The organism is Croceicoccus sp. YJ47 (assembly GCF_016745095.1).
GTDB lineage: Bacteria > Pseudomonadota > Alphaproteobacteria > Sphingomonadales > Sphingomonadaceae > Croceicoccus.
The window spans coordinates 562,501-583,293 of record NZ_CP067087.1; the positions used below are offsets into that span (position 1 = coordinate 562,501).

Here is a 20,793-nt window from a genome sequence, read left to right on the forward strand (position 1 = left end):
TTACGGGCCGCGTGGCGTTCATCGGCACTCTTGAAAGTCGAATCGATATCCGGCGCCCGCCCCAGCATCAGCATCAGTGACCAGAGGGCGAAACGCCGTCCCGCATCCTCCTCCATGCCGAGGTCGACTGCCATCCGGTCCAATCCCGCCGAAAGCGCGCCGGGGCTGATCTGCTCCGGGTCACGCGTGGCGAAGTAACGCTGCAGCTGGTCGTCGAGGTCCATCCTACACGCCCCCTGCTTCGAGCGTCTCGCTCGCCTCGAGCCAGACCGCCTCGGCTTCATCGAGCTTGTCCTGCAACTCGGCCCGGCGTTTCATGAGCTCGGTCATCGTCATCTTTGCCAGCGCGCCCTGTGCCGAGCCCGGGTCGAACATCGCCTGATCGTGGAGGCGGATCGCGGCCGCATGGGTTTCCATGTCCTTTTCCGCCTTACGCGCTGCCTTCCTGAGCGCCTGGCTCTTTTCGCGTGCCTCGGCATTGGCGCGGCGTTGCTCCTTGCGGTTGTTCGCATTGGCCGAATCACCCTTCCCCCCTTCAGAGGGATCCTTCGCCAGGACGAACGCAATGTAGTCGTCGATCGAGCCGTCGAAATCCTTGGCCGTGCCTGCATCGACAAGCACGAGCCGGTCCGCCGTCATCTCCAGCATGTGACGATCGTGGCTGACAATGACGACCGCGCCGGAATAGGCATTGAGCGCCTGAATCAACGCCTCGCGCGCGTCGACGTCGAGATGGTTCGTCGGCTCGTCGAGAATCAGCATGTGCGGCGCCTCCCGCGTGATCAGCGCCAGCGCCAACCGCGCCCGCTCCCCGCCCGAAAGGCGCCCGACCTCGGTTTCCGCCTTTGGCCCGGAAAAGCCGAAGCGGCCAAGCTGCGCCCGCACCTGCGCCGGTTTCGCATCCTTCATCAGCCGGCTCATATGCTGAAGCGGAGTGTCGCCGCGGTCGAGTTCCTCGACCTGATACTGCGTGAAATAGCCGACCCGCATTTTCGGCGAGGCGTTCATCGCCCCCTCGATCGGGTCGAGCTGCCCGGCGAGCAGGCGCGCCAGCGTCGTCTTGCCATTGCCGTTCCGGCCGAGCAGCGCCATCCGCTCATTCTCGTCCAGCCGCAGGTCGAGCCTGCGCAGCACCGGACTTCCGTCATACCCCACGCTCGCCTCGTCCAGCGTGACGAGCGGCGGGCGCAATTCGTCCGGGCTGGGAAAATCGAAGCTCAGCGAAGGATCGTCGATCAACTCGGCAATCGGCTGCATCCGGGCGAGCGCCTTGGCCCGCGATTGCGCCTGCTTTGCGGTGGAGGCACGCGCCGAATTGCGCGCGACGTAATCCTGCAGCTTCTTGCGCTCGCTCTCCTGCTTCGCCTTGGCGGAGGCGAGCTGCGCCTGTCGTTCCGCGCGCTGACGCTCGAACGCGTCATAGCCACCGGGATAGATCGTGAGCCGCCCCCCGCTCAGATGCAGGATATGATCGACCACATTGTTGAGAAAATCGCGTTCGTGGCTCACCAGCAAAATTGTGGCCGGATAGGATTTGAGAAAATCCTCCAGCCACAGCACCGCCTCCAGATCGAGATGGTTCGACGGCTCGTCGAGCAAAAGCAGGTCCGGCGCCGAAAACAGCAGCGAGGCCAGCGCCACGCGCATCCGCCACCCGCCGGAGAAACTGTCGAGCGGGCGATGCTGCGCCGCCTCGTCGAAGCCCAAGCCGACGAGAATGCGCGACGCGCGTGCCGGCGCGGAATAGGCATCGATGGCGAGCAGGCGTTCGTGCACCTCGGCGAGCCGGACCGGTTCGGTGCAGCTTTCGCTTTCCTCCATCAACGCGGCGCGTTCGGTATCGGCGGCCAGCACCGTATCGAACGGGGTCGCTTGCCCGGCGGGAGCTTCCTGCGCGATATAGCCGATGCGGCTGCCCTTTGGCATCTCGACGCTGCCGCCGTCCGGCTCCAGCATGTCGGCGATGACGCGCACCAGCGTCGATTTTCCCGCCCCGTTGCGCCCGACCAGCCCGACCCGGCCGCGCGGCGGAAGGCTGGCACTCGCGCCGTCGAGAATGGAACGGCCGCCAAGGCGGACGGTGATATCCTTGATGTTCAACATGCCCGCCGCCTAGCCGCAAACCCGCCCCGCTGCAAAGGACGCAGGGCGTGCGGGGATATAAACCGGCACCGCCTGCGTTGCACGGTGATGGACGATACGATCGAAAACCTGCGCAAAGCCATGGAAGACGCCGCAGCGGCGATGGATTTCGAAGAGGCGCGGCGACTGCGCGACCGTATCAACCTGCTGAGGCTCGGCGCCGACGCCGACGGTGCGGCGGATGCGGATACGAGCGGGCTGACCCGGCAACAGCCTGGCCGCATGGGGCTTGGCACCGGGCGCCAGTCGGTCGAGCCGCCCGCGGGATGGACGCGCCCGAAAAAGCCCGATCCCATGACGCGCGGACGAAACAGGCGCCGCCGCGAGGAGCCCTGAAATCAAGGGGCGTGCCCTTGCTCACGGCGTCGGCGCGCCGATGCGGGAGGCAGGCCGTGCGGTATCGGGCTCTGGTGCAAGCGGACGCGCCGTCGCCGGGCTATTCGGCACCGCGGCGATATGCACCCGGTTCCGTCCCGCTTCCTTCGCGGCATAGAGCGCCTGATCCGCCATGCGGTAAAGCGTGTCATACGCGGTCTGCCCGCGCGTTTCGGCGACCCCTATACTCACGGTAATGGGCCGCGATCCGTCGCCGAGCGCATCGTGCCGGCATTCCGCCACCGCCGTCCGCACCCGCTCCGCAAAGGCGGTGAGCGGACTGCCCGCCAACCCGTGCGTCAGGATCACGAACTCTTCCCCGCCCATCCGCGCGACCGGAAAACCTGCGGGCGACGTACGGCGGAGCGTATCGGCAATGCACCGCAACACCTCGTCGCCGACATCGTGCCCGAACCCGTCATTGATCGCCTTGAACCGGTCCACATCGATCAGCAAAAGCGCCACCGGCGACACGCCGGCACCGGCGCCGAACATCGCTTCTGCCGCTTCGATAAAATGCAGCCGATTGCCCAGCCCGGTCAGCGCATCCTGCCGCGCCATGCGATAGGCGATGGCCTCCGCGCTGCGCGCACGATCGCGTTCGTTGCGCAAATGCGCATATTTCGCCGTCGTCGATATGGCGAGCCAGAGCGTCTGCCACGCCGCGGCGTAAAGCACGATGACCTGCGATCCGCCGCCCCAGAACATGCCCTGCGTATCGAACACCTGCACACTGCCGAGCGCGAGCATCGGCACCGCCCACGCCCGGCCGAGCGAGATCGCAGGCGCATGCCCGCGCCGCCACGCCACCACGATGCACGCCGCGCACAGCACCAGCACGCCAAGAACGAGAATGCCGATAATATCCGCCAGAAGATGCAGCGGGCCCGTCCTCATGAGCGCAAGCGGTACGCCCGATAGACCGATGAGCGCCCCCGCCCCCGCCGTGATCCGGCGCAAGGTGCGCGGCACCCTCGCCTCGCGGATTGCGCTCACCACGCTGGCCGTGGCGAGGAATATCGCCAGGCAGGCGAGAAACGTCGCGATCTGTGCCGAGGTCCGTCCCGCAAGTCCGGGCACGAAGGCGAGGATCATCTGCGACCAGATCAGCCCCCAGACCAGCACGCATGCCGCCCAGGCCCCCTGCCACGCCGCGCTTCCAGAGCGCATCGCGACGGCAAGGCCGGCATTGTAAAGCGCACCGATCAACAGCAGCGTCAGCCCCGCCCCGATCGTCGCCGCCAGGGCCGCGAACTGAAGCGCGGCCTCGTCGTCATGCGTGATGTTCATGCGCAGGAACTGCACGTCGGAAAGCCGGTCGACCCTGAGGACGATGGATTCCAGCGGTGCGTTCAACGCATGGTCCGAAAACGCGATCTTGGAACCGGGGCGCCAGTGTTCGGAAAAATCGCCGACCGCAACGGCATAGCGGGCCACATTTCCCGTCACCCCGACAAAGCGGACCTCCATGCGTTCGAACCGCGTATTCCCGATGATGAGAACCGCCTCGGCATCGGCATCCTCAGCCCCTGTGCGCTTCAGCCGCAGCCACAGGCTTCGCGTGTTGTATTCCTCCGGCGGCCCGGCGCAATCGTAGGCATCGGCACCCGGCGGATCATCGGTGGACAGGGCGGTGACGGCATAACAGAAATCGGAAAGATGCAGAGTGCGGGCATGTGCGACCTGTGGGCGAAGGACCACAAGTAGCGCGAGCAGAGCGATTGTTCCCCCCGCCAGAAGCGACAGCATCGCGCGCAGGCGCCGCCGGATCGCGAAACCATCCGGCGCCGCAGCGTCGAGCGCAGGCGCACCGGCGCGCGGGCCGAACCCGTCCAAAATCCCGTGCCCCCTATGAAACGCCCGTCCCCACGGCGATTTCATGACTGCGTCCCCAATCACTATTTCGTCCGGGCGGCGCGAGACCTTCGTAAAACATGCGAAGGTCGACCGCCCCGACACCCCCGAACGGGACGCTAGTCGCGAGATGGCACAATTTCAAGCAAGCCCTGTGATTACGGGCCGCGAACACTTTGAATGGCGGGTGTTTTACTTGGCAGGATCGGGCGTTTCGCGGTGCAGCCCCGATCCGAAAAGGCGATCCACCCCTGATTATTTGAGCACGCTTCCCGGCATGCGGTCGCGGGCGCCAAGCACATGCGCGCCCCAGACCGTCGCCATCACCAGCAGCGCGCCGACCGCCTGATGCGCCACCGCGATCCATAGCGCCAGCGCGCTCATCACCGTCGCGATGCCGAGCAGGATCTGGATCCCGAAGGCGGCATGGATCGCCACCGACGCACCGCGCGACCGCACCCTGATCCGCCGCGCCAGAACGATCAGCGCCGCGACCGCCGCCCACGCCCACCAGCGATGGATGAAATGCACGAGAAAGGGATCCGCGCTCAACGCATGCAGCGCGCCCTGCGACCAGTCGATCCCGGCGGGAAACAGTGCGCCCTGCATCAAGGGCCAGTCCCGCGCGACATAGCCCGCATTGAGCCCGGCCATCCACGCCCCGTACAAAAGCTGGATGGCGAGCACGAGGAGCACGAATACCGCAAAGGCCCGCAACCGGGCGGGCGGCACCCCCCGCGCATTCAGCCGGAGATCGAGCGCCGTCCACACCAGCCCGCCCAGCGTGAAGAGCGCGGTCATCAGGTGAATCGAAAGCCAGTAATGGCTGACATCGGTGCGTGCATCGGCGATCGCGTCCGCCCCGACGCCCGAACGCACCATCAACCAGCCGAACGCCCCCTGCAACCCGCCAAGCGCGAGCAGCGCGAGCAGACGCGGTTTATACCCGCCGGGAATCATCCCGCGAATCCAGTAGAACGCAAGCGGCAGCGCAAAGGCGAGGCCGATCACCCGGCCAAGCAAACGATGCGCCCATTCCCAGAAATAGATGAACTTGTACTGCGCCAGCGTCATGCCCGCCGGCCCGTTCACCTGCACATATTCGGGAATGCGGCGATAGGCGGCGAACTCGGCCTCCCACTGCGCCTGGTTCATCGGCGGCAGCGCGCCGGTGACGGGTTTCCACTCGGTAATGGAAAGCCCCGATTCGGTGAGTCGGGTGATGCCGCCCACGATGACCATCGCCACCACGAGCACGGCAACGACCATGAGCCAGCGCGCAATGGAAAGCGGACGCGCCGGACCGACGGGCAAGCTGCCTTCGGGCATGGAATATTGCACAGCCATGCGTGCGCCCCTGCGACCAAATCGGAAAAATCGCAAGAGCGGGTTGCGCAATGTGATAATGTATCATACCTAGACGCCATGCAGCGTCCCCGTTTCCTCGACCGGCTCAGCCTCGACCGATTCGGCATTGGCCTGTCCGGCCTGTGCGCGGTGCATTGCGTGGCGTCGATCCTCCTCGTCGGTGCGGTGGGGATCGGCGGGCATGCGCTGCTGTCGCCGGATATTCACAAATTCGGTCTGGTTATCGCGCTGCTCATTGGCGGGGCGACGATCGGGCTGGCCGCGCTGCGCTCGGGCCGGCGCGGGCCGCTTTATCTCGGCGGAGCGGGCATCGTGGTCATGGCCGGCGCGATCGCCGGACCGCATGGTCCGGTGGAGGCGTTTCTGACCATCACCGGCGTCGCGCTCGTGGCGGCGGCGCATGTATGGAACATGCGGCTCCACCGCTGCGCGATCTGAGCCGATTGCGCCCGCGATCCACGTCGCGGCTTGCAGAGCGGCCAACGCGCGCTATGTCGTGCGCATGACCCAAACCACCGACACAATCGCAATCCACGTCAATGGCGACCGCATGCATGCGCCCGGCGGCGCGACCGTCGCCGACCTCGCCCGTCAACTGGAGCTGGATCCGACGAAGATCGCGGTGGAGCGCAATGGCGAGATCGTGCCGCGCTCCACGCTCGCCGATGTCGTGCTGTCCGATGGCGATACGCTCGAAATCGTGCATTTCGTCGGCGGCGGGGACCATGGCGATGACGACGATAGCTGGGAAGTGGCCGGACGCCGGTTCACCTCCCGCCTGATCGTCGGCACCGGCAAGTACAAGGATTTCGCGCAAAACGCCGCCGCACTGGAGGCTTCGGGCGCGGAGATCGTCACCGTCGCCGTGCGCCGCGTCAATGTGACGGACCCCAAGGCGCCGATGCTGACCGATTTCATCGACCCCAAGAAGGTGACCTATCTTCCGAACACCGCGGGCTGCTTCAACGCGGACGAGGCGGTGCGCACGCTGCGCCTCGCACGGGAGGCCGGCGGTTGGGACCTTGTGAAGCTGGAGGTGCTGGGCGAGGCGAAGACGCTTTATCCCGACATGCGCGAAACCTTGAAAGCGACCGAAACGCTGGTGGCCGAAGGGTTCAAGCCGATGGTCTATTGCACCGACGATCCCATCGCGGCGAAGCAGCTTGAGGAAGCGGGCGCCGTCGCGATCATGCCGCTGGGCGCGCCGATCGGGTCGGGCCTCGGCATTCAGAACCGCGTGACCATCCGCCTCATCGTGGAGGGGGCGAACGTGCCCGTTCTCGTCGATGCGGGCGTCGGCACCGCGTCGGATGCCGCGGTCGCGATGGAGCTTGGCTGCGACGGGGTGTTGATGAACACCGCCATTGCCGAGGCGAAGAACCCCGTGCTCATGGCGCAGGCCATGCGGCGGGGGGTGGAGGCGGGACGCGCCGCCTATCGCGCCGGGCGCATGGCGACGCGCAAATATGCCGATCCGTCCAGCCCGCTATCGGGCCTGATCTGACGCTGCGGGTCTGATCCCTGCCGGCGCGGTGTTTACGAAAGTTTAACCAAACCGCGCGATCTTCCTCTCCGCTTGGACGCGAAAGGGGGTATCGGGATGGGTCAGGACAGCACAGGAGAGCAGCTTATCGCCGAGATGCGCGTGTTCGCCGCGTTCGATCCGGCAGAGCAACGCTATATTCGGCGCAGCCTCGACATCGCGTTCGAACGGCACGATCCCTACGAACGCTATGCCCGCACGAGCCGGGAGGCCGTTTCCATCCGGCAGCAGGTCATGGCCTACAAGGACATCGCCGAATTGCGCGCCGCGATCCCGACCCATGTCGATCAGAATGTCGACCTGTTCTTCGGGCGCCTCGTCCGGTTGACGGTGTTCGACCTGTGCGAGGGGTGCATCTCGAAATTCGATGCCTATCGCTTCCTGTATGAAAGGATGCTCGGCCCCGGTGTCAGGCTGTGGCTGCCCGCGTCGTTCTGCGCGGTGGCGGCGATGCCGAAACTGGCGCCCGAACGCCGTGCGCGATTGCTCAAATCCATAAGCGAGGACGACGCCACCGCATCCGGCTGGTCGTCGCGGCGTCCGCAATTCGTGCCGACTTTCGTCGCGGACAAGGCGCTCGTACCGCAGCCCCCTGCACACTGAGGGCGCCGCCGCCTACCCGCGGTAGAGCGCGTCGGTCCGGTTGCCGTAACGGTCGCGGATCTTGTGCCGCCGGATCTTGAGCGACGGGGTCATTTCCTCGTTCTCGATCGAAAACGCCTCGTCGGCAAAGGCAAATCCGCGCACCCGTTCGATCACCGAAAGATGGGCGTTCACCCGGTCGAGTGCATCGCGGATCGCGGCCCTGAACGCCGCATCCTCGGTCCATTCGCGCCATTCTCCGTCCCGATCGTGCGCGCGGCCCCATTCCGCGGCCCATTCCGCATCGGGCACGATCAGCGCGACGACATAGGGTTTGCGATCGCCCGTGACCATCGCCTGCGCGATTTCGGGTTCGAGGGTGAGCATACCCTCCACCCGCTGCGGCGCGATATTGTCGCCCTTGTCGTTGACGATCATGTCCTTCTTGCGATCGGTGATGACGATCCGGCCCTTCGCATCGAGATGGCCGATGTCGCCGGTGTGGAGCCAGCCGTCCTGCAACGCCTTCGCCGTTTCCGATGCGTTGCGCCAATAGCCGTGCATGACCAGTTCCCCGCGCACGAGGATCTCGCCATCGTCCGCGATCCGCACCTCCACCCCGTGCAGCGGCGGGCCGACCGTATCCATCCGCAGCCCCGCCGCCGGCCGGTTGCAGCTGATGACCGGGCCGGCCTCCGTCTGTCCGTATCCCTGCATCAGCGGCAGGCCGAGCCCGGTGAAGAAATAGCCGATATCGGGATTGAGCGGCGCCCCGCCCGACACCATCGCCTTGATCCGCCCGCCGAATTTCGCCCGGATCTTGGGCCGAAGGCTGCGGTCGAGTACCGTGTCCTCGATCGCGTCGAGGAGGGGGCGGGTGCGCTCTTCGGATTGCCGCTGCGAAAGCGCGACGGCGCGCGACAGCAGCGTGTTCGCCACCCTGCCCTGCCCCTTCATCTGGCGCAGAATCTTCGCGCGCATCACTTCGAACAGGCGCGGCACGACAACCATGATCGTGGGCGACGTCTCCTCGATATTGGCCGACAACTTGTCCAGCCCCTCGGCATAGTAGATTTCCGCGCCGAGGCAGATCGGCAGATATTGCCCGCCGGTGTGTTCATACGCGTGCGAAAGCGGCAGGAACGACAGGAAGCGTTCGTGCTCCCATCCGAAATCCTCCGCGATGACGCGGGCCGCCCCGGCGCAATTGTGCAGGATGGCGCCGTGATGCTGCCGGACCCCGCGCGGCGCGCCGCCGGTGCCGCTGGTATAGATGATGCAGGCGAGGTCTTCGCGCGTGACACCCGCGATGCGCGCATCGACCGCGGCGCGGGCGGCGGCGGCGTCCCCTTCGTAAAGGTCGGGGCAGCGGTGAAAGCGCACCTGTCCCGCCTGTTCCTGCCGCAGCGGGTCAATGGAGACGAGATGTTCGGCGCAATCGCTGTTGAGCATGGCGGGGAGCAAGGTCGCCGCCAGCTTCGAATTGGAGACGATCGCCGCCCGCGCGCCCGAATTTTCGAGCACATGGAGATGATCCGCCGTGGTGTTGGTGGTATAGGCGGGCACGGTGACCAGCCCGGCGGCCATGATGGCGAGGTCGGCGATGCACCACGCGGGCCGGTTTTCCCCGACGAGCAGCACCCGGTCCCCTTTTTCGAGCCCGATCCGCCGCAGTCCCTCCGCCATGAGGCAGACCCGGCGCGCCGCCTCTGCCCAGGATAGCGGGCGCCAGTCGCCGTCCTCCCTCGCCACGAGAAACGGCGCATCGCCCATCCGGTCGGCGCGCGACAGGAACATCGCCACCAGACTCGTCGCGTTTTCGATCTCGGACAGGGTCATCGCGTGCGGCCCCTCGTTCGAACGGGTCCTTGCCATTGGCCGGTATCTCCTCTCTTGATCGGGGGATCTAGGTCGCCGCGCCCGTCCGCACAAGCTTGCGCACGTCTTGCGTCCGCCGCATCCGTGCCTATTCGGCGACGACCGCCCCTTCGCTGCGCGGATCGGCCCCGCCGCGCAGGATACCGTCGGCACGCTCGATCCCGTTGGCCTTGAAGCGGCCCTGCCACACGCGCACGTCATGCCCCATCGCGGTCAGCGCCTCCGCCATGTCGACGAGCGCCGTCCCCTCCTCCACGAGCACCGTATCGCCCGGCGCGTAAATCACCGGGAGCGCGATGGCATCCGCGACATCCATGTTCCAGTCGATCACCGCGATGATCGTCTTGGCCGTCTGCGCGATGATCGTCGATCCGCCCGCCGCCCCGATGGCGAGCCGGAAATCGCCATTGGGATCCATCACGATGCTCGGCGACAGCGAACTGCGCGGGCGCTTGCCCGGCCCGACCGCATTGGCGACGGGCATGCCGTTCTCCACCGGCACGAAGCTGAAATCAGTGAGCTCGTTATTGAGGAAATAGCCGTTGACGAAGAGGCCCGATCCGAACGCGCTTTCCACCGTGGAGGTGAGGCTGGCGACGTCCCCTTCGCCGTCGACGACCACGAAATGCGATGTCCCATGCTCCGTCGCGTGCACGCCGGCGGGTCGGATCGCGACCGATCCCGGCGGTGTGCCCGGTTCCGCCCTGTCGAGCGCCGCGGTCGCGGACAGCATCGCGCCGCGCCCTGCGAGGTAATCCGCGTCCATCAAGCCGCGCACCGGAACCGACACGACATCGCCATCGGCAAGATACGCGCCCCTGTCGGCATAGGCGAGCCGCATGGAATCGGCGATCAGGTGCCAGCTCTGCGGATCCTCCGCGCCCAGCGACGCCATGTCGAAATCTTCAAGCTGCTTCACGATGGCATAGACCGTCGTCGCCCCGGACGAGGGCGGTCCCATGCCGCAAATCGCATAGGCGCGGTAATCGCCGCACACGGCGGGCCGCTGCACCGCGCGATAGCCCGCCATATCGGCCAGCGTCATCGGCGCGGGATTGCGCGGCGCGGTGCGGACCGCCTCGACGATGGCGCGGGCATTGTCGCCGGTATAGAACGCGGCCGCCCCTTCGTCCGCGACGCGGGTGAGAAACCGCGCAAATTCGGGGTTGCGCAAGGTGGTGCCGACCGGCACCGGCGCGCCGTCCGGGCCAAAGAACAGCGCGCCCCCCTCCGGGCTCAACCCGGCGATGTCGGGTGCGCTCGCCAGCGTATCGTGCAGCCGCTGCGTCACGGTGAAGCCGTCGCGGGCAAGCCGGATGGCCGGCCCGAACAATGCGCGCCACGGCAGCCGGCCATGTTCGGCATGGGCCAGCGCCATCATCGCGACATTGCCGGGAACCCCGGTGGAAAGCCCGCCGGGCCGCGCCTCGGCAAAGGGGATGGGCCGCCCGTCGCGCATGAACCAGTCACCGGTCGCCGCCGCGGGGGCGGTTTCACGCCCGTCATAGGTGGTCAGCGCCCCGTCGTCGCGCAGGACGAGGAAACCGCCGCCGCCGATGCCGCTGCTCTGCGGCTCGACGACATTGAGCGCAAGGAGAACCGCGATTGCGGCATCGGTGGCATTGCCCCCCTGCCGCAGGATCTCGGCCCCGGCCTGTGCCGCGCGGGGATCGGCGGCGCTGACCATCCCCTGCTGCGGCGCGGGTTGAACGGCTGCGTCGCGCCCGCCCCCCTCGTTCATGGGCAGGGTTGCGCAGCCGCCGGTGATCGCGAGCATCAGCGGGGCAAGGAGCGAAGCGGTTCTGAAGCGAAGCATGGAACGTAGTGCTATTCGCTTCCCACCGCCTCCGCAATCGTGGAAAAACCATCGCGCCGCATCAGTTCGGGCAGGCGCCGCGTGATCTTCGCCGCGATGCCCGGCCCTTCATACACCATCGCGCTGTAAAGCTGCACCAGGCTGGCGCCCGCGCGGATCCGCTCCCACGCGTCCTCCGCCGTGAAAATCCCGCCGATCCCGATGAGCGGGATCGTGCCGCCCGTCGCCTTGCGGAAATCGCGCAGCCGCATCAGCGCCATCTCCCGCAATGGCGCGCCCGAAAGCCCGCCCGCCTCGTCCGCATGGCGGGAGGCCAGCGGCGGGCGCGCCACGGTGGTGTTCGACACCATGAGCGCGCCCAGCCCCTTGTCCGCCGCGATGCGCGCGATCGCGTCGATGTCCGCAGGCTCCAGATCGGGCGCCACCTTCAGGAACACCGGCACGCGGATCGCGCCCCGCGCCTCGTTCACCGCGTCGAGCAGTTCGGTGAGCGCGCCCTCGTCCTGAAGCGCGCGCAGGCCCGGCGTGTTCGGGCTGCTGATGTTGACGGCGAGATAGGAGGCATAGGGCGCCATCGTGCGGGTCATGCGCGCGTAATCGTCGATGCGGTCCGCGCTGTCCTTGTTCGCGCCGATATTGATGCCCACGATGCCGTCGCGCGCGCCGTCGATGCGGGCACGGCGCCGCATGCGCACCGCCACCGCATCGGCGCCTTCGTTGTTGAAGCCCAGCCGGTTGATGACGGCCCTGTCCTTCGCCAGCCGGAACATGCGCGGCCTGGGATTGCCGGCCTGCGGGCGCGGCGTCACCGACCCCAGCTCGGCAAAGCCGAAGCCGCAGCGCAGCAGCGCGTCCGGCACCTCCCCGTTCTTGTCGAAACCCGCCGCCATGCCGACCGGATTGGGAAAGCGCAGCCCGGCGACCTCGCTGGCGAGGCTGGCCTGCGGCAGCGGCGGGCTGGCGAGGAGGGCGGACGGCATCGTCTTCAACGCCCGCAGCGCGACACCATGGGCGCGCTCTGCATCGAGACGGAAGATCAGCGGACGAACGACGGGATAGATCATGGCGCCTGCCTCTATGCAACCGATGCGCGGCTGTCGATATGCCGATGGGGACGGCGGCGGCTGGCCTTATCGTTGCATTTGCGACAAAAGGGCGGAAACGCATTTCCTATCCTGCGGAGAACGACAGATGAAAGCCCTTATCCCGATGCTCCTGGCCAGTGCCTCACTGGCCGGTTGCGCCACGGTCGAAACGCCGGAGGTGCCGACCTACCCCATGGCCGAGAACGAGCAGGGTGCCGCACTCAATGCCGAGTTCGAAGCCTTCGACGAGGCGCAGCTCGCCCTGTCGCCCGAATCGCGCACCTATCGCGGCATTCGCGACGACAGCTATGGCGAATGGAGCCCTGGCACCGACGCGGCAGAAATCGCCGACGAACGCCTGCTCCAGCAAACGGCGCAGCGGATCGCGGCCAGTTACGACCCCGCCAATCTGAACGAGGAAGATGCGCTGTCCTACGAATTGTTCGCCATTCAGGCGCGCAATTCCGCCGCGCTTTTCCCCTATCGCGACTATGGCTATATCTTCGACCAGATGAACGGCGCGCAGAGCAGCTTTCCCGCGTTCCTCATCAATCAGCACGTGGTCGAGAACGAAGATCACGCCCTCGCCTATATCTCCCGCATCGAAGGCATCGGGCCGGTCATGGACACGCTGATCGCGCGGTCCGCCGCGCGTGCGCAGGATGGGATCATGCCGCCGCGCTGGGTCTATCCCTATGTCATTTCCGACATCGACAACCTGCTCGAAACCGGAAGCGATTACGGCGATCAGGCGATTATCGAGGATTTCCGCGAGAAAGTCGCCGCGCTCGACCTTTCGTCCACGCGGGAGGCGGAATTGAACGCAGCCGCCATCGCCGCATGGCGGGATAGCGCCGCGCCGTCCTACCGCCGCCTGCGCACCGAGATGGAGCGGCAGATGGCCATGGCCAGCACCGACGACGGCGTCTGGCGCTTTCCGCAAGGCGACGAATATTACGCCGCCCGGCTGAAGGATTATACCACCACCGACCTCACGGCGGAGCAGATTCACAATATCGGCCTGCGCGAAATCGACCGCATCCATGACGAGATGCGCGCCATCATGACCGAGGTCGGCTTCGAAGGCGATCTGCAGGAATTCTTCGAATATACCCGCACCGATCCGAGGTTCTACTACGACACGCGGGAGGCTTATCTCGCCGACGTGTCGCAGAAGCTTGACCGGATGGAGGCTGCCCTGCCCCAATATTTCGGCATGCTGCCGACCGACCCGCTGGTGGTGAAGCCGGTGGAGGCGTTTCGCGAACAATCGGCGGGCAAGGCGTTCTATTCCAGCCCCGCGCCCGACGGGTCGCGCCCCGGCACCTATTACGTGAACCTTTACCGGCTGGAGGACATGAGCAAGAACGAGCTGGAGGCGCTCGCCTATCACGAGGGGCTGCCCGGCCATCACCTGCAATTGTCGATTCAGACAGGGCTCGACGATCTTCCCGCGTTTCGCCGCTTCGGGCGCTTCACCGCCTATACCGAGGGGTGGGGCCTCTATTCCGAGGAGCTGGGCAAGGACATGGGGTTTTACCAGGATCCCTATTCCGATTTCGGGCGGCTCGGCATGGAATTGTGGCGCGCGGCGCGGCTGGTGGTGGACACCGGCATCCATTCCAAACGCTGGAGCCGGGAGGAGGCCATCGCGTATCTTTCGGAAAACACGCCCAATCCCGACGGCGATATCGAAAAGGCGATCGAACGCTACATCGTCTATCCGGGACAGGCGACGGCCTACATGATCGGCAAGCTGAAAATCATGGAAGTGCGCGACCGGGCGCAGGCGGCGCTTGGCGACCGGTTCGACTGGCGCGGCTTTCACGATACCATCCTGGCGAGCGGGCCGGTCCCGCTTTCGGTGATGGAGGAGAACGTCGATGCGTGGATCGCGGCGCAGCAGGGCGCCTGACAACCCGCGCCGTTCTGCCAGTTAAGAACCGCTCGCATCTATCGGTCTATGGTTGATTTGTGACCCTGCCGCTCCCAAATGCCTAATCGGAACGAATCGCTCCGATTAGGCGGGGCGGTATGGGCACGAAGGACCAAAGGCAGGATATGCGCCTTTCCAGCATGGCAGATTACGCCGTCGTGGCGATGCGGGCCACCGCGCTGCATTGCGGGGGCACGCGCACCAATGCGGCGGAAATCGCGGCGGAAACCGGCCTGCCCGCCCCCACCGTGCAAAAGCTCGTCAGCCGTCTGGGACAGGCGGGCCTGCTCAATTCCGTGCGCGGATCGGGCGGCGGATTCCGGCTGGCCCGCCCGGCGGCGGCGATCACGCTCGCCGATATCGTGGAGGCGATCGAGGGCCCCATCGCCATGACCACATGTGCCACCGATACGGGCGATTGCGCGATCGAGGGCACATGCGGCGCGCGTCCCCACTGGCCGCAGGTCAATCGCGCCATTCGCGGCGCACTGGAACAGATCACATTGGCGCAACTCGCGCAGGAGGAAGTGGCGGCATGACCGACACCATGAATCAGCAGACCAAGGCACCGCAGGAAAAAAGCCGGGCCGACATGGACCAGGCCGCAAAGGCTGCGGCCAAGTCGCTCGAAACCTACGAGCATGGGTTCCACTCGGATATCGAGCAGGAATTCGCGCCCAAGGGCCTGTCGGAGGACACCGTCCGCTTCATCTCGGCCAAGAAGAAGGAGCCGGAATGGATGCTGGAATGGCGGCTGAAGGCGTATCGCCACTGGCTGACCATGACGCCGCCGGACTGGGCCAAGCTGGAGGTCGATCCCATCGATTACCAGGACGCGTATTACTACGCCGAGCCCAAGGCGAAGGAAAAGATCGGATCGCTCGACGAGGTCGATCCCGAAATCCTGCGCGTCTATGAAAAGCTCGGCATCCCGATTGCGGAGCAGGAAGTGCTCGCCGGGGTCGAAGGCGCGCGCAAGGTCGCCGTCGACGCTGTGTTCGATTCGGTTTCGGTCGCCACCACCTTCCGCAAGGAGCTGGAGGAGGCGGGCGTGATCTTCCGCTCCATCTCCGAAGCCGTGCGCGAATTTCCCGATCTGGTGAAGAAGCACCTCGGCAAGGTTGTGCCGATGCACGACAATTATTTCGCGACGCTCAATTGCGCGGTCTTTTCCGACGGCACCTTCGTCTACATCCCCAAGGGCGTGCGGTGCCCGATGGAGCTGTCGACCTATTTCCGCATCAATGCCGAGAATACGGGACAGTTCGAACGCACGCTGATCGTCGCCGACGAAGGCAGCTATGTGAGTTACCTCGAGGGGTGCACCGCGCCGATGCGCGACGAGAATCAGCTGCACGCCGCCGTCGTCGAGCTGATCGCGATGGACGATGCGGAGATCAAATATTCCACGGTGCAGAACTGGTACCCCGGCGATGCCGACGGCAAGGGCGGCATCTATAATTTCGTGACGAAGCGCGCCTTGTGCCAGGGCCGCAATTCGAAGGTGTCGTGGACGCAGGTCGAAACCGGGAGCGCGGTGACGTGGAAATATCCGTCCTGCGTGCTGAACGGCGAAAACAGCGTCGGCGAATTCTACTCCGTCGCGGTGACCAACAATCATCAACAGGCCGACACCGGCACCAAGATGATCCACAATGGCAAGAACAGCCGATCCACCATCATCTCAAAGGGGATCAGCGCGGGGAAGTCGAACAACACCTATCGCGGCCTCGTCCGCGTGGGGCCGAATGCCGACAACGTGCGCAATTTCACGCAGTGCGATTCGCTGCTGCTGGGCAATGAATGCGGGGCGCACACCGTCCCCTATATCGAGGTGAAGAACCCCGGCGCGCAGGTCGAGCACGAGGCCACCACGAGCAAGATTTCCGACGATCAGCTGTTCTACGCGCAGCAGCGCGGCCTCGAAACCGAGGAAGCCGTGGCCCTGATCGTCAACGGCTTTGCCAAGGAAGTGATGAAGCAATTGCCAATGGAATTCGCGGTCGAGGCCCAGAAACTGCTCGCCATCAGCCTCGAAGGGAGCGTCGGGTGACGGAGCGCAAGACCCTTCAGATCCGCGAGCGCGGCGATGACGACGCGGCGCCCACGCTCAACCGCAAGGGGCGCGGCTGGGCCATTTCGGAGACGCGGCTCGACACGCTGCACGACCGGGCGCGCGAATTGCGCCGCCACCCGACCGAGGCGCAGACCGCGCTATGGGACCGCTTCGTGAAGGCGGACCTCGGCAAATATCGCTTTCGCCGGCAGGTCGTCATCGGCTCCGCCATCGTCGATTTCGCGTGTCAGCCGCTCGGCCTCGCGATTCAGGTGGAGAGCGAGGCCGATGGCGCATCCGCCATCGCGCACCGCCGCGACAAGTCGCTGGCCGAGGTGGGCATTCACCTCATGCGCTTTTCCGAGGAGGCCATTGCCGAGGATATCGACGCGGTGCTGGCCGAAATCCTCGCCGCAATGAAGGAACGCTGGCGCGCACGGCGTACCAAGCCGCGCTCCACGATTGCGCGCTCCCGCCCCGATCACCGCACGCGCCCCAATGACCGCGGCCCGTACCGCACCGGCGCGACCGACCGACGTTGAGAAAGACGAAAACCATGCTGAAAATCGAAAACCTTCGCGCCGAAGTCGGCGGAACCGAAATCCTCAAGGGCCTGAGCCTCGAAATCGGCGCGGGCGAGATCCACGCCATCATGGGCCCCAATGGCGCGGGCAAATCGACGCTTTCCTACGTCCTTGGCGGGCGTCCGGGTTATGAGGTGACCGGCGGCTCGGTGACGTTCGATGGTCAGGACCTGCTCGAACTCGAACCGCATGAGCGTGCGGCGGCGGGGCTTTTCCTTGGCTTTCAATATCCGGTCGAGATTCCCGGCGTCTCCAACGTGCAATTCCTGCGCGAGGCCGCCAATGCGCAGCGCAAGGCGCGTGGGCAGGATCCGTTGTCGGGCGGCGAATTCCTGAAGCTGGCGAAGGAGAAGGCCGGCCTCCTCAAAATGGACATGGAGATGATGAAGCGGGCGGTGAACGTCGGTTTTTCCGGCGGCGAGAAGAAGCGCGCCGAAATGGTGCAGATGGGCATTCTCGACCCGAAATTCGCCGTGCTGGACGAAACCGATTCCGGCCTCGACATCGATGCGCTGCGCGTGGTGGGCGACGGGATCAACGCGATCATGCGCGAAAGCGGCAAGGGCGTGCTGCTCATCACCCATTATCAGCGCCTGCTCGATTACGTGAAGCCCGATTACGTTCACGTGCTCGCCAAGGGTGCGATCGTGAAAACGGGCGGGCCGGAACTGGCGAGCCAGCTCGAGAGCGAAGGCTACGAAGCGGTGGCCGCGTAATGACAGATGACATCGTCATGGATCATTTGCCGACCCGGCGTGACGAGGAATGGCGCTATGGCGCGCTCGACACGCTCAAGGGGATGAGCAAGGACACATTCGAAAACTGGCGCGATATCGATGTGCCGGTGGGCGAAAGCATGTGCGAGACTTTCGTGCTCGACGCGGCGGACGGGGCGGACCTTACCCGCCTGCGCGTCAATATCGGCGAAGGGGCGACGGCGGCGATCTTTGCCGTGAACACGGGCGCGCCCTATTCGCGGATGGAGGTCGTCGTGCGCTGCGCGAAGGGTGCGCATTTCGAATTTGGCGGCGTCACCATCGGCGGCGGCGATGCCACGCGCGAATTCGTCACCCGCATCGCCCATGACGAGCCCGACGCGACCAGCAACCAGGTCGTGCGCGCCGTGCATTGGGGCAAGGCCGTCGGCAATTTCCTCGACCGGATCGACGTGGTGAAGGAAGCGCAGAAAACCGACGCGGCGCAGGATTTCAAGGCGATCCTCCTTGAAAAAGGGGCGTCCGCCAATGCGAAGCCGCAGCTCGAAATCTATGCCGACGACGTGAAATGCGCACATGGCGCCGCGATCGGCGCGCTGGATCAAACCGCGGCGTTCTACATGGCGGCGCGCGGACTTCCGCCCGAACTGGCGCGCAAGTTGCAGATCCGCGCGTTCGTCGCCGATGCGTTTCTCGCGCTGGAGGACGAGGCGCGGCAGGAGGAACTGCTGGAAAAGGCGCTCGCCGTGCTGGACCGCAAATTATGACCGATACCGCGACCATGAGCCGCAAGGGTGATTTTCCCGGTCTCGTCACCGAAACGGGCGATGCCTGGCATTATCTCGACACCGCCGCCACGTCGCAGAAGCCGCAGGCGGTGATCGACGCGATGACAAATGCCCTGGGCCGCGATTACGCCACCGTCCATCGCGGCGTGTACGGGCGCAGCGCGAACATGACGCTGGGCTATGAAACCGCGCGGCGGCGGGTCGCCGAATTCATCGGCGGGCACGAGGACGAGGTCGTCTTTACCCGCGGCGCGACCGAGGCGATCAATCTCGTCGCGCAGACATGGGGCCTCGCCAATCTGAAGGCGGGGGACCGCATTATGCTCTCCACGCTCGAACATCATTCGAATATCGTGCCGTGGCAGATGCTGCGCGAACGGGTGGGCGTGGAAATCGACGTGTGTCCGCTCACCGACGATGGCGCCATCGACCTCGACGCCGCGGCGGAGATGGTGAGCGAACGGCACAAGCTTGTCGCCTTCGCCCATGTGTCGAACGTGCTCGGCTCGAAGCTGGACGCAAGACGCGCCGCCGATCTGGCGCATGGCGTCGGGGCAAAGCTGCTGCTCGACGGGTGTCAGTCGGCGCCGCGCATGGCGGTGGATGTCGCCGCGCTGGATTGCGATTTCTACGTGTTTTCGGGGCACAAGCTCTACGGTCCCACCGGGATCGGCGCGTTGTGGGCGCGGGGCGACATCCTCGCCGCCATGCCGCCGTGGCAGGGCGGCGGCGCGATGATCGACCGGGTGAGCTTTGCAAAAACCACCTGGGCCGACGCGCCGCAGCGCTTCGAGGCAGGCACACCCGCCATTACCGAGGCCATCGCCCTGACCGCCGCGATCGATTATGTCGAGAATATTGGCCGCGACGTGATCGCCCGGCACGAGGACATGATGGTGGCGAAGGCCCGCGCCGAGCTGAGCCGCATCAATTCCGTCCGCCTTTTCGGGCCGGAGGACAGCGCCGGCATCGTCAGTTTCGAGATCGAGGGTATTCACCCGCACGATCTGGGCACCATATTGGATGAAGAGAATGTCGCGATCCGGGCCGGGCACCATTGTGCGCAGCCCTTGATGGATCATCTGGGCGTGGCCGCGACGGCCCGCGCCAGCTTCGGCCTGTATAGCGACGAGGCCGACATCGCCGCGCTGATCCGCGGCATCGAACGCACGCAGAGGATTTTCGGCTGATGAACGACACCGACAACAACGACCGCATCATCGCGCCCCCGCCCAACGAAACCGTGGGCGATGTGGCCCCCCCGCCCCGCGCCCGGGTGCAGGACGTGGCCGATGACGCGCCCGAAACCGATGCGCAGAAGCTGGGCCGGAAAAAGGATTACCTCGAAGGTTTCCTGAAGGAAAAACCGCAGGCGCAGAGCGACGGCGAACCCGGCGGCGAATTGTACGAGGCGATCATCGCCGCGCTCAAGGAAATCTACGATCCGGAAATCCCGGTGAACATCTACGATCTCGGCCTGATCTACGGCGTGGAGGTGACAGAGGGCGGCCATGCCACGGTGCAGATGACATTGACGACGCCGCATTGCCCGGTCGCCGAATCCATGCCGGGCGAGGTCGAACTGCGCGTCGGTGCCGTGCCCGGCGTCGGCGATGCGGAGGTCAATCTCGTCTGGGACCCGCCATGGGATCCGGGCAAGATGAGCGATGAAGCGAAACTCGAACTGGGGATGCTGTGATGACCGATACGAAGACACGCGCCCCGGCACGCGAACGGCCCGCCGCGGTCACGCTGACCCCCGCGGCGGAGCAGCGCATCGCCGACCTCATGGCGCGCGCGCCGGACGATGCCATCGGGGTCAAGCTGTCGACGCCGCGGCGCGGATGTTCGGGGCTGGCCTACTCGGTCGATTACGTGAGCGAGGAAGCGGCGATGGACGAACGCATCGAAACGCCGGGCGGGACGTTCTGGATCGACGGGGCGAGCGTGCTCTACCTCGTGGGGAGCGTGATGGACTGGAAGGAAGACGATTTCCAGGCGGGCTTCACCTTCGACAATCCGAATGCCACCGGCGCGTGCGGGTGCGGGGAAAGCTTTACCGTCTGAGCC

General features: G+C 65.7%; 20 protein-coding genes (1 of these 20 only partly in view). 13 read left to right on the plus strand and 7 right to left on the minus strand.

All coding sequences use genetic code 11. The features are described 5' to 3' along the window. Window positions 1-224, minus strand: partial view of a hypothetical protein gene (locus tag JD971_RS02675; protein ID WP_202085736.1) — the 5' portion only. The gene continues 37 nt to the left of window position 1, outside the view; only the first 224 of its 261 coding nucleotides appear in the window; it begins with the start codon at window positions 222-224; the stop codon falls past the left edge of the window. A 1-nt stretch (window position 225) separates the two neighbouring features. Then, a complete protein-coding gene (locus tag JD971_RS02680) occupies window positions 226-2,103 on the minus strand; it encodes an ABC-F family ATP-binding cassette domain-containing protein (protein ID WP_202085737.1) in 1,878 nt (625 codons plus the stop codon). An 87-nt stretch (window positions 2,104-2,190) separates the two neighbouring features. Between JD971_RS02680 and JD971_RS02685 the strand changes: the two genes are divergently transcribed. Continuing rightward, window positions 2,191-2,478, plus strand: a complete 288-nt coding sequence (locus tag JD971_RS02685) for a UvrB/UvrC motif-containing protein (protein ID WP_202085738.1) — start codon at window positions 2,191-2,193, stop codon at window positions 2,476-2,478. A 21-nt stretch (window positions 2,479-2,499) separates the two neighbouring features. Here JD971_RS02685 and JD971_RS02690 read toward each other — a convergent pair whose 3' ends face one another. Then, window positions 2,500-4,398: a GGDEF domain-containing protein gene (locus JD971_RS02690; protein ID WP_202085739.1), complete on the minus strand. Its 1,899-nt coding sequence runs from the start codon at window positions 4,396-4,398 to the stop codon at window positions 2,500-2,502. A 228-nt stretch (window positions 4,399-4,626) separates the two neighbouring features. Then, a complete protein-coding gene (locus tag JD971_RS02695; protein ID WP_202087281.1) occupies window positions 4,627-5,700 on the minus strand; it encodes a COX15/CtaA family protein in 1,074 nt (357 codons plus the stop codon). A gap of 96 nt (window positions 5,701-5,796) precedes the next feature. On the opposite strand from JD971_RS02695, the gene JD971_RS02700 reads away from it, so the two are divergent. From JD971_RS02700 to JD971_RS02710, 3 genes are all read left to right on the plus strand, one after another. Continuing rightward, a complete protein-coding gene (locus tag JD971_RS02700) occupies window positions 5,797-6,177 on the plus strand; it encodes a MerC domain-containing protein (protein ID WP_202085740.1) in 381 nt (126 codons plus the stop codon). A 64-nt stretch (window positions 6,178-6,241) separates the two neighbouring features. Then, entirely contained in the window at window positions 6,242-7,243 is a 1,002-nt protein-coding gene (gene thiS / locus JD971_RS02705) for a sulfur carrier protein ThiS (RefSeq protein WP_202085741.1), read from the plus strand. Window positions 7,244-7,339: 96 nt separating this feature from the next. Further along, window positions 7,340-7,885 carry a hypothetical protein gene (locus tag JD971_RS02710; RefSeq protein WP_202085742.1) on the plus strand — a complete coding sequence of 182 codons (546 nt, stop codon included), beginning with the start codon at window positions 7,340-7,342 and terminating at the stop codon, window positions 7,883-7,885. Window positions 7,886-7,897: 12 nt separating this feature from the next. Here JD971_RS02710 and JD971_RS02715 read toward each other — a convergent pair whose 3' ends face one another. The 3 genes from JD971_RS02715 to JD971_RS02725 all read right to left on the minus strand — a co-directional run bounded on the left by JD971_RS02715 (window position 7,898) and on the right by JD971_RS02725 (window position 12,622). Next, window positions 7,898-9,703, minus strand: coding sequence for a long-chain fatty acid--CoA ligase (locus JD971_RS02715; protein WP_202085743.1), 1,806 nt, complete (start codon window positions 9,701-9,703; stop codon window positions 7,898-7,900). Between the two features lie 127 nt (window positions 9,704-9,830). Beyond that, window positions 9,831-11,558, minus strand: a complete 1,728-nt coding sequence (gene ggt, locus JD971_RS02720) for a gamma-glutamyltransferase (protein ID WP_202085745.1) — start codon at window positions 11,556-11,558, stop codon at window positions 9,831-9,833. Window positions 11,559-11,569: 11 nt separating this feature from the next. Continuing rightward, entirely contained in the window at window positions 11,570-12,622 is a 1,053-nt protein-coding gene (locus tag JD971_RS02725; RefSeq protein WP_202085747.1) for a quinone-dependent dihydroorotate dehydrogenase, read from the minus strand. A 127-nt stretch (window positions 12,623-12,749) separates the two neighbouring features. On the opposite strand from JD971_RS02725, the gene JD971_RS02730 reads away from it, so the two are divergent. The 9 genes from JD971_RS02730 (at window position 12,750) to JD971_RS02770 (ending at window position 20,790) form a co-directional block, all read left to right on the plus strand. Beyond that, window positions 12,750-14,558, plus strand: coding sequence for a DUF885 family protein (locus JD971_RS02730; RefSeq protein WP_202085748.1), 1,809 nt, complete (start codon window positions 12,750-12,752; stop codon window positions 14,556-14,558). A gap of 146 nt (window positions 14,559-14,704) precedes the next feature. Further along, window positions 14,705-15,118 (plus strand): SUF system Fe-S cluster assembly regulator, encoded by a 414-nt coding sequence (locus JD971_RS02735; protein WP_202087283.1) that lies wholly within the window; start codon window positions 14,705-14,707, stop codon window positions 15,116-15,118. A gap of 53 nt (window positions 15,119-15,171) precedes the next feature. Beyond that, complete coding sequence (sufB, locus tag JD971_RS02740; RefSeq protein ID WP_371809733.1) at window positions 15,172-16,632, plus strand: Fe-S cluster assembly protein SufB; 1,461 nt, start codon at window positions 15,172-15,174, stop codon at window positions 16,630-16,632. After that, the gene (locus JD971_RS02745; protein WP_202085749.1) at window positions 16,629-17,177 is read left to right on the plus strand and encodes an endonuclease domain-containing protein; all 549 of its coding nucleotides are present in this window, start codon (window positions 16,629-16,631) and stop codon (window positions 17,175-17,177) included. Before sufB ends, JD971_RS02745 begins: the two co-directional genes overlap by 4 nt. Further along, the gene (sufC, locus tag JD971_RS02750) at window positions 17,174-17,935 is read left to right on the plus strand and encodes a Fe-S cluster assembly ATPase SufC (RefSeq protein WP_371809703.1); all 762 of its coding nucleotides are present in this window, start codon (window positions 17,174-17,176) and stop codon (window positions 17,933-17,935) included. The genes JD971_RS02745 and sufC overlap by 4 nt, the downstream gene beginning before the upstream one ends. Beyond that, the gene (locus tag JD971_RS02755) at window positions 17,935-18,702 is read left to right on the plus strand and encodes a SufD family Fe-S cluster assembly protein (RefSeq protein WP_202085751.1); all 768 of its coding nucleotides are present in this window, start codon (window positions 17,935-17,937) and stop codon (window positions 18,700-18,702) included. The genes sufC and JD971_RS02755 overlap by 1 nt, the downstream gene beginning before the upstream one ends. Then, window positions 18,699-19,913 (plus strand): cysteine desulfurase, encoded by a 1,215-nt coding sequence (locus JD971_RS02760; protein WP_202085752.1) that lies wholly within the window; start codon window positions 18,699-18,701, stop codon window positions 19,911-19,913. The genes JD971_RS02755 and JD971_RS02760 overlap by 4 nt, the downstream gene beginning before the upstream one ends. Further along, window positions 19,913-20,422, plus strand: a complete 510-nt coding sequence (locus JD971_RS02765; protein WP_202085753.1) for an SUF system Fe-S cluster assembly protein — start codon at window positions 19,913-19,915, stop codon at window positions 20,420-20,422. Before JD971_RS02760 ends, JD971_RS02765 begins: the two co-directional genes overlap by 1 nt. After that, window positions 20,422-20,790, plus strand: a complete 369-nt coding sequence (locus tag JD971_RS02770; RefSeq protein ID WP_202085754.1) for an iron-sulfur cluster assembly accessory protein — start codon at window positions 20,422-20,424, stop codon at window positions 20,788-20,790. Before JD971_RS02765 ends, JD971_RS02770 begins: the two co-directional genes overlap by 1 nt. Window positions 20,791-20,793: the final 3 nt, after the last annotated feature.